The sequence below is a fragment of the Moorena sp. SIO4A1 genome, from assembly GCF_010672065.1.
In the GTDB taxonomy this organism is placed as follows: domain Bacteria; phylum Cyanobacteriota; class Cyanobacteriia; order Cyanobacteriales; family Coleofasciculaceae; genus Moorena.
The window spans coordinates 1-7,434 of sequence record NZ_JAAHHX010000127.1; the positions used below are offsets into that span (position 1 = coordinate 1).

The following is a 7,434-nucleotide window of genomic DNA, read 5'->3' on the forward strand; positions in this document are numbered from 1 at the left end:
TCAGAAGTCAGAAGTCAGAAGTCAGAAGTCAGAAGTCAGAAGTCAGAAGTCAGAAGTCAGAAGTCAGAAGTCAGAAGTCAGAAGTCAGAAGTCAGAAGTCAGAAGTCAGAAGTCAGAAGTCAGAAGTAACCTATGACTAAGTTTGCTGAGTTTAGGAATGTCAAACATCTGAATGGGTAGTGCTATAAAACCTCCTTTCCATATAGTGCTGAGTAAGACTTGTGACTGTTCACAACTAGAGAGGTTACAGTTGATAGGTTACAGTAATAGAGTTCCCGGAGAATCTGGTCTGATGAACAGCAGGATGTCTAATATCCTCAGGACTTACTTAGAATTGCTTGAATTACATGGAAAATGAACCATTACAGGCAAATACAACACCCTTTTTCCATTTGTCCGTATTGAGTCAGGAATTAATTGAGGGACTAGCGATCTGTCCGGGTGGTCATTACTTAGATGCCACTGTGGGTGGTGGTGGACACACTGAGTTAATTTTAGCAGCAGCACCGGATGTGGAGGTTACAGCTATTGACCGGGATGCTAATGCGATCGCAGCCGCCAAGACCAGGTTAGCCAGTTATGGCGGAAGAGTTCACTTCTGGCAGGGAAATTTTGCCGAATATCAGTCTAATGATAGGGTATTTGATGGTATTATTGCGGATTTAGGCGTCAGTTCAGCTCAGCTAGATTTACCAGAGCGAGGCTTTAGTTTTCGCCATACTGCTGAGTTAGATATGCGGATGGACCAAAGCCAGTCTCTGACGGCAAAGGATGTTATTAATCATTGGGGTGAGGTACGGCTAGCGGATGCTTTTTATAAGTATGGGGAAGAACGGTTATCCCGGCGGATGGCACGCCGGATTGTTGAGAAGCGTCCGTTTCAAACAACCACTGAATTAGCGAATGCGATCGCATCTTGTGTTCCCCCGAAATACCGCTATGGCAGAATTCACCCAGCGACTCGGGTGTTTCAAGCCCTACGGATTGTCGTCAACCAGGAACTTGATAGCCTCGAAACCTTCCTCGACATTGCCCCCCATTGGCTGAAACCAGGAGGAAGACTTGGAATTATCAGTTTTCACAGCTTGGAAGACCGGATTGTTAAGCACAAATTCCGGGAGTTGTCAAAGAATTGCTCACTATTGCGAGTGCTAAGCAAAAAGCCAACTGTAGCACAAGCTGAAGAAATCCAGCTTAACCCTCGTGCTCGTTCAGCAAAACTCAGATTCGCAGAGCGACGAGACTTGAGCATTCAAGAGTGATCCACTCAGCCCTCTAGTCTCGGGATGGGGCAGGTGCTAACAGTCCAGCCAAGGAACCCAAAGAACCAGTGCCAATCCCCACCAGGATATCAGGAACATCCTTACCCGCCACAGCTAGTCCGATGGCACCTGTAACAGTTACCAGCATGGTACCGCCCAAGGCACTGACCACAATCCGGTAAATCCAACGGTCTGTTTCTAGAGGTGGACCAAGCCTACGGATGGTTTCCACTGGGTCTCTCTTGATTTCTTCCGCAAGTTCTGGATCTTTAGATACCCGTTCTACTAGTTCATTCATTGATTTAACTGGTTTCATGATAGTGAGCTTTTTGTGAATCTAAAACTTAATACAGCTTGATTGGTCTCATTTCCTGATGTTTAGGGATTAGACTTCGCGGCAGTTGTGGGGAATCGGGCATCGGGAATCGGGAATCGGGAATCGGGAATTGGGAATCGGGAATCGGGGAAAACAATTGAGGCAAACAGTATGATAGAAGCGATCCAGCGACCTAGTGTTGTCACCCGATTACACCATCTTTGAACTCTCTCCAGTTAAACTACTACTGATACTAAAGATCTGGCACGAGTACAAAAAAACTTAATAACGGACGTGATAACAATCAATTTCAGTACTGAAAGCGTCAAATCTTATCACTACTCCCTACTCCCTACTCCCGTCTTGATGCAGTCGCTCATGGGGGAAACCCCCAAGACCGCGCTGCATCGCTACTCCCTACTCCCTACTCCCTACTCCCTACTCCCTATTCCCTTCCCTCTATGACTGATTTACTGGAAAACCTCTACAATGCCTTTGACCCCTCCCAACCGTTACCCGCAGGAGACCCGGTTTATGTCGATTGTCGGGAAGTGCGGGGGGATGGAGAGATCCAGGTGGATTTAGGGAAAGAGATGTTGCTTTCTAAGCGAGAGACCTATCATTTATATGGAGGTCATCGGGGGGCAGGAAAATCTACAGAATTGTTCCGATTGAAGCAATATTTGGAACAAAATAACTTCTATGTGGTGTATTTTGCCGCAGATGAAGAAGATGTGGACTCCGAAGATACTCAATATACCGATATTCTGCTCGCCTGTACTCGCCATTTGCTCGAAGACCTCAAGGACAGTGCTAATCCCAAGCCGTTGCTGAACTGGCTGGAAAGCCGCTGGCAAGAGTTGAAAGATTTGGCCTTGACTGAATTAGCATTTGATGGACTAAGTGTAGAAGCAAAAATTTCTCAGTATGGCAAGCTAACGGCTAATTTAAGAGCTGTACCAACCTTGCGTCAACAGATTCGACAGAAAATTAATCCCCACACGGTTACTCTCCTAAAGGCTTTGAATCAGTTTATTACAGAAGCCAAACAGAACTTACCAGCTGGATGTACTAAATTAGCAGTGATTGCGGATAATTTAGACCGGATTGTCCCAGTTATCCAAGAGAGTAACCAAACTAATCATGAAGAAATTTTTTTAGACCGTAGTGAACAATTAACGGGATTAAAGTGCCATATTATCTACACAGTTCCGATTTCAATGCTGTACTCCAAGCGAGCTAATGATTTGCGAGAAATCTATGGTGATGCCCAGGTGTTACCGATGATTATGGTACGAACTAAAGAGGGTAACCTCTATCAGCCTGGATTCAATAAAGTTAAAGAAGTGATTAGCAAGCGAGTCGGTCAATTTGCTCCCACTCGCTCCCTAGAAACTGACATATTTGAAAGTCCAGAAGCCTTAGAGCGCTTGTGTCTTATGAGTGGAGGTCATGTGCGGAATTTGCTATTATTAATCCAAACCGCCATTGCTCGCACCGAAACCTTACCCATTTCCCTCAGAGCAGTGCAACGATCCATTACTGATGCACGAGATACCTATCGCCGAACGGTTCAGGATGGACAATGGTCGGTTTTAGCTGATGTTTACCGCTCCAAGCAGATACACAATAATAACCAGTATCGTCAGTTATTATTTAATCGCTGTTTGTTAGAGTATCAATACTTCGATGACGAAGGAGAAAGACAGTGTTGGTACGATGTTCATCCCCTGATTAAAGGGATTCGGGAATTTAAAGACGCCTATGCTCAACTAGACTCACAGCAGTAAGGTAGCCAAAAGGCAGGTGAGTGCATCTGTGTATCTGGCGTTGCTGAATCAAGGAATGAATGCGCGATCATCTGGTTTTGTTAAAGCCCCCTAAATCCCCCAATTTTGGGGGACTTTGAGAGTTTTATCACTCCCAAAATTTGGCACAATCATACCCAAAATCAACAAGGGCACCTATCTCCCTATCTCCCTATCTCCCCACACTCTTCCCACTACTCCCTGCTCCGAAGTCCCTGCTCCGAAGTCCCTACTCCCTACTCCCTACTCCCTACTCCCTACTCCCTTACAACCAATGCTAAACCTTATAGATGCGGACGAGGATTTACCGCCAGCGAGTCCAGAAGAACAATACCAAGACTTACTCCGTGCCCTCCGAAGGCGCAGAGGTTTCGGATTATTATTTGTCCGTTGTTCTCCCGTAGAAGCAGAGAAGTTGGTTAAGCAGGTTAAGCAGGATTTATCTCAGAAAACAATAGAGATGTTGCGCTTCGAGGAACCGATTGATAATTTATACGGCATTGTTCAGGATATCCCCGACCGCAAGCAGATCAATTTTTTATTCATCCAAGGTCTAGAATATTCGTTTTATAAGTATGAAGAGACGAAACGTCAGCAGGGATGGGATAGCGAAGCAATTTATTCCTATAGTTGGAAAGGGGTTCCTCATATTTTAAATCATCTCAACCAACACAGAGAACGGTTTCGAGATGATTTTAAGATTTGTTTTGTATTTCTATTACGGCCATTTGTGCTGAATTACTTTATCCACCGTGCTCCCGACTTTTTTGACTGGCGTTCTGGTTTGTTTGACTTTCCTAGCAAATCAGAGGAGTGTCAACAAGAAGACTTTCAGCATCAGTCTTTGAATCCTGAAGAACGAAGTAAAAAAATTATTGCTATTGAACAACGCCTGGAAGCAAAGCATGAAACTCCTGAAGAGCAAGCCGATTTACTAGTTGAACTAGGCATCCTACTGGTTGCTGCCCAAGAGTATGAAGATGCGATCGCTAACTTTGACAAAGCTTTGGAAATTAAACCGGATGATCACCAAGCTTGGTACAGCCGGGGGGTTGCCCTATCGATATTAGGACGTTTGGAAGCAGGGATTGATTCCTTTGACCAAGCTGTCAAAATTAAACCCGATCACCACAAAGCTTGCTACAACCGGGGGATTGCCCTATTGGATTTAGGAAAAAACGAAGCAGCGATTGCATCCTATGACCAAGCTTTAAAAATTAAACATGATGACCACGAAGCTTGGTACAACCGGGGGAATGCTTTACAGAAATTAGGACAAAATAAAGCAGCGATTAAATCCTTTGATAAAGCTGTGAAAATTAAACATGATTACCACAAAGCTTGGAATAAACGGGGGATTGCTCTATCGGATTTAGGACGAAAAAAAGCAGCCATTAAATCCTTTGATAAAGCTTTGAAAATTAAACCCGATTACCACCTAGCTTGGTACAACCGGGGAGTTAACCTACAGAAATTAGGACAAAATGAAGCAGCGATTGAGTCCTATGATAAAGCTTTGAAAATTAAACCCGATTACCACGTAGCTTGGTATAACCGGGGGGTTACCTTATTGGCATTAGGACGAAATGAAGCAGCGATTAAATCCTATGATAAAGCTTTGAAAATTAAACCCGATTTTTACCAAGCTTGGAACAACCGGGGGATTGCCTTATGGAAATTAGGACAAAATGAAGCAGCGATTAAATCCTATGATAAAGCTTTGAAAATTAAACCCGATTTTTACCAAGCTTGGAACAACCGAGGGATTGCCCTACCGAAATTAGGAAGAAAGGAAGCAGCGATTGAGTCCTATGACCAAGCTGTGAAACTTAAACCCGATCACCACCAAGCTTGATACAACAAAGCCTGCTTTTATGCCTTACAAGGAAATATAGACTTAGCCCTTGATAACTTGCAACAGGCAATTACTCTCAATCCTGAAGAATATCGAGAGATGGCAAAAACTGACTCAGATTTTGACAGCATTCGCTCAGATCAGCGATTTCAGGGGTTGATTGATATCAAGTCGGGAGTCGGGAGTCCGGAGTCGGGAGTCGGGAGTCGGGAGTCGGAAGTCGGGAGTCGGAAGTAGGGAATAGGGAATCGGGAATAAAAACGTGTCTTAACCTTTACTTCGACTGCTATCAATAGACTTCTTGCAGAAGTCGGGAACAGGGAACAGGGAACAGGGAACAGTGGACAAGAATTGACGCAAACACTATTAGAAAAACACTTTTGCAAGAGGTCTAATTGAGGAAAAGACTATTGCTCCTGTGAAACACCACAATTACATCGCCATTATCAAATCCCTATTACCAATTAACAACTCTAACAATGGGTGTAGAGGAAGAATTGCTAATACCAATATTAAACTATACTCTTGCTCCCCATCTCCCCATCTCCCTATCTCCCTATCTCCCTATCTCCCCATCTCCCCATCTCCCCATCTCCCCATCTCCCCATCTCCCCACACCCGACGCTATCGCTTATTCCAATTGCCGTTCCGAGGGTGTTGTGGTGTCCAGCAACCGTTCAAAGGTACCAGAATTGACGATCAAATACAACAATCCAGCAAACACTAGAAGAGCTAGAAGCATGGAACAACCGCGCATATAGTTCTCCTCCTTTAATTGATGAGCACTATCAGCATTCCACAAGGTTGTCACCTTAGCGGACAGGCAATTACCGTCAAAGCAACAACCCTGCGGGGTTAAAAGCAACAGAGTTAAATAGGTTTAAACCTAATATTTTCCGCTACTGAATTAATTGTAATTAATTATGGTCATCAAATACCATTTTTGTATCAATTTTTCATTAACTGTGTAACGAAGTGTGAAAACCTAAGCATTCAGCCGTCAGCTATCAGCTAAAGGCCTTGGCCTATGGCCACGCTACGCGAATGGCCACGCTAGGCGAACAGCTATCAGTGTCGAAGTCTGTGCCAAGCTGTTCGGTGTAGCGTGCGCGTAGCACATATGCTTACATCTCAGTTCCCTGGCCTTTTGGCCTTTTGGCGACGCTACGCGAACGGCCACGCTACGCGAATGCCCAAGGGAGGAATTCATAGTCTTTGGCTTTGAGTCCGTTGAACTCGTCAGCCGAATAGCTTGTTTTAAGCTGATAGCTGATAGCACCTCAAGTAGCGTGGCCAACGGCCAACGGCTGACGGCTTACCTAAATACTTTGCCAAGAGGTATATTAGATAACAGATTTACTGTCTTGGTGACAGGATTTTTGACAAATCGATAATGATTTATATATTACCGGTTTCACAAAATACTTAATTTTAATAATTTATTAATTAAATCTTTACAGTATGGTAATTGGTGAAACCAGATAGGGCTAGAAAAGATAGTGTAACTAGTTAATCACTAACTAGTTAAAAATTCAATTGACAACATATAGTATAAAAAATCAGCAAGATGTCGTAAAAATTAGCAATTTTGAAAAGATAGGCTCGTTTTTAATTAAAATTTGAGTTAATTTAACTCGGCAATAAATCTAAGTGATAAACCAAAGCCGTTGATGGCATCAGGGTGCTGAGCATTTCATAGTTGTATTACTGTATTTCAGAGTGTATTTCGAGTAGTAAATGGAATTCCTTGAACTAATGAAGGGTGTTGCTCTAGAGCCAACTGACAATTCACTTAGCACTGACCTGAAGGATGCCAACTTAAGGGGTGCTGACTTAAGGGGTGCTGACTTAAGGGGTGCTGACTTAAGCAGAGCTGACCTAAGTGATGCCAATCTTAACGGTGCCCTGCTCAACGGAGCTGATTTGAGTCGTGCCTACCTCAGATGTGCAGATCTCAGTGATGCCAACCTGAGTAATGCCAACTTGATGGGTAGTTACCTCAGTCGTGCTGACCTCAGTCATGCTAACCTAGGTGGTGCCAACTTGAGTAATGCCAACCTAATTGGTAGTCCCGCAACTAAACCCCAATAAATAGGTATAAAACAGTATTTAACTGTATAAAACCGACATTGACATTTTGCTAGCGCTAGAGTACACTTAAGATGTAGGACACAGTCAGTTAACAATGCCAAG

At 43.8% G+C, this 7,434-nt stretch carries 9 protein-coding genes; 5 read left to right on the forward strand and 4 right to left on the reverse strand.

Features of this window, described 5'->3' with window-relative positions:
• Positions 1–347 precede the first annotated feature (347 nt).
• Positions 348–1,262, forward strand: coding sequence for a 16S rRNA (cytosine(1402)-N(4))-methyltransferase RsmH (rsmH, locus tag F6K53_RS34425; RefSeq protein WP_293065570.1), 915 nt, complete (start codon positions 348–350; stop codon positions 1,260–1,262).
• A 13-nt stretch (positions 1,263–1,275) separates the two neighbouring features.
• On the opposite strand, the gene F6K53_RS34430 is transcribed toward rsmH, so the two are convergent.
• Both F6K53_RS34430 and F6K53_RS34435 read right to left on the reverse strand, forming a co-directional pair.
• Entirely contained in the window at positions 1,276–1,578 is a 303-nt protein-coding gene (locus F6K53_RS34430; RefSeq protein ID WP_070393038.1) for a hypothetical protein, read from the reverse strand.
• Between the two features lie 62 nt (positions 1,579–1,640).
• Positions 1,641–1,784, reverse strand: a complete 144-nt coding sequence (locus F6K53_RS34435) for a hypothetical protein (protein WP_293065575.1) — start codon at positions 1,782–1,784, stop codon at positions 1,641–1,643.
• Between the two features lie 88 nt (positions 1,785–1,872).
• On the opposite strand from F6K53_RS34435, the gene F6K53_RS34440 reads away from it, so the two are divergent.
• The 3 genes from F6K53_RS34440 to F6K53_RS34450 all read left to right on the forward strand — a co-directional run bounded on the left by F6K53_RS34440 (position 1,873) and on the right by F6K53_RS34450 (position 5,241).
• Positions 1,873–2,043 carry a hypothetical protein gene (locus tag F6K53_RS34440; RefSeq protein WP_293065578.1) on the forward strand — a complete coding sequence of 57 codons (171 nt, stop codon included), beginning with the start codon at positions 1,873–1,875 and terminating at the stop codon, positions 2,041–2,043.
• Complete coding sequence (locus F6K53_RS34445; RefSeq protein ID WP_293065581.1) at positions 2,040–3,368, forward strand: AAA family ATPase; 1,329 nt, start codon at positions 2,040–2,042, stop codon at positions 3,366–3,368. The genes F6K53_RS34440 and F6K53_RS34445 overlap by 4 nt, the downstream gene beginning before the upstream one ends.
• A gap of 115 nt (positions 3,369–3,483) precedes the next feature.
• Positions 3,484–5,241 (forward strand): tetratricopeptide repeat protein, encoded by a 1,758-nt coding sequence (locus tag F6K53_RS34450; protein ID WP_293065584.1) that lies wholly within the window; start codon positions 3,484–3,486, stop codon positions 5,239–5,241.
• A gap of 149 nt (positions 5,242–5,390) precedes the next feature.
• On the opposite strand, the gene F6K53_RS34455 is transcribed toward F6K53_RS34450, so the two are convergent.
• Positions 5,391–5,627 (reverse strand): hypothetical protein, encoded by a 237-nt coding sequence (locus F6K53_RS34455; RefSeq protein WP_293042135.1) that lies wholly within the window; start codon positions 5,625–5,627, stop codon positions 5,391–5,393.
• 245 nt (positions 5,628–5,872) lie between these two features.
• The gene (locus tag F6K53_RS34460) at positions 5,873–6,106 is read right to left on the reverse strand and encodes a hypothetical protein (RefSeq protein ID WP_293083800.1); all 234 of its coding nucleotides are present in this window, start codon (positions 6,104–6,106) and stop codon (positions 5,873–5,875) included.
• A gap of 872 nt (positions 6,107–6,978) precedes the next feature.
• Between F6K53_RS34460 and F6K53_RS34465 the strand changes: the two genes are divergently transcribed.
• The gene (locus F6K53_RS34465; protein ID WP_293065590.1) at positions 6,979–7,332 is read left to right on the forward strand and encodes a pentapeptide repeat-containing protein; all 354 of its coding nucleotides are present in this window, start codon (positions 6,979–6,981) and stop codon (positions 7,330–7,332) included.
• Positions 7,333–7,434: the final 102 nt, after the last annotated feature.

Coding starts and splice junctions, on each gene's coding strand:
- F6K53_RS34465 (WP_293065590.1), top strand. CDS start 6,979: ATGGAATTCCTTGAACTAATGAAGGGTGTTGCTCTAGAGCCAACTGAC.
- F6K53_RS34445 (WP_293065581.1), top strand. CDS start 2,040: ATGACTGATTTACTGGAAAACCTCTACAATGCCTTTGACCCCTCCCAA.
- rsmH (WP_293065570.1), top strand. CDS start 348: ATGGAAAATGAACCATTACAGGCAAATACAACACCCTTTTTCCATTTG.
- F6K53_RS34430 (WP_070393038.1), bottom strand. CDS start 1,578: ATGAAACCAGTTAAATCAATGAATGAACTAGTAGAACGGGTATCTAAA.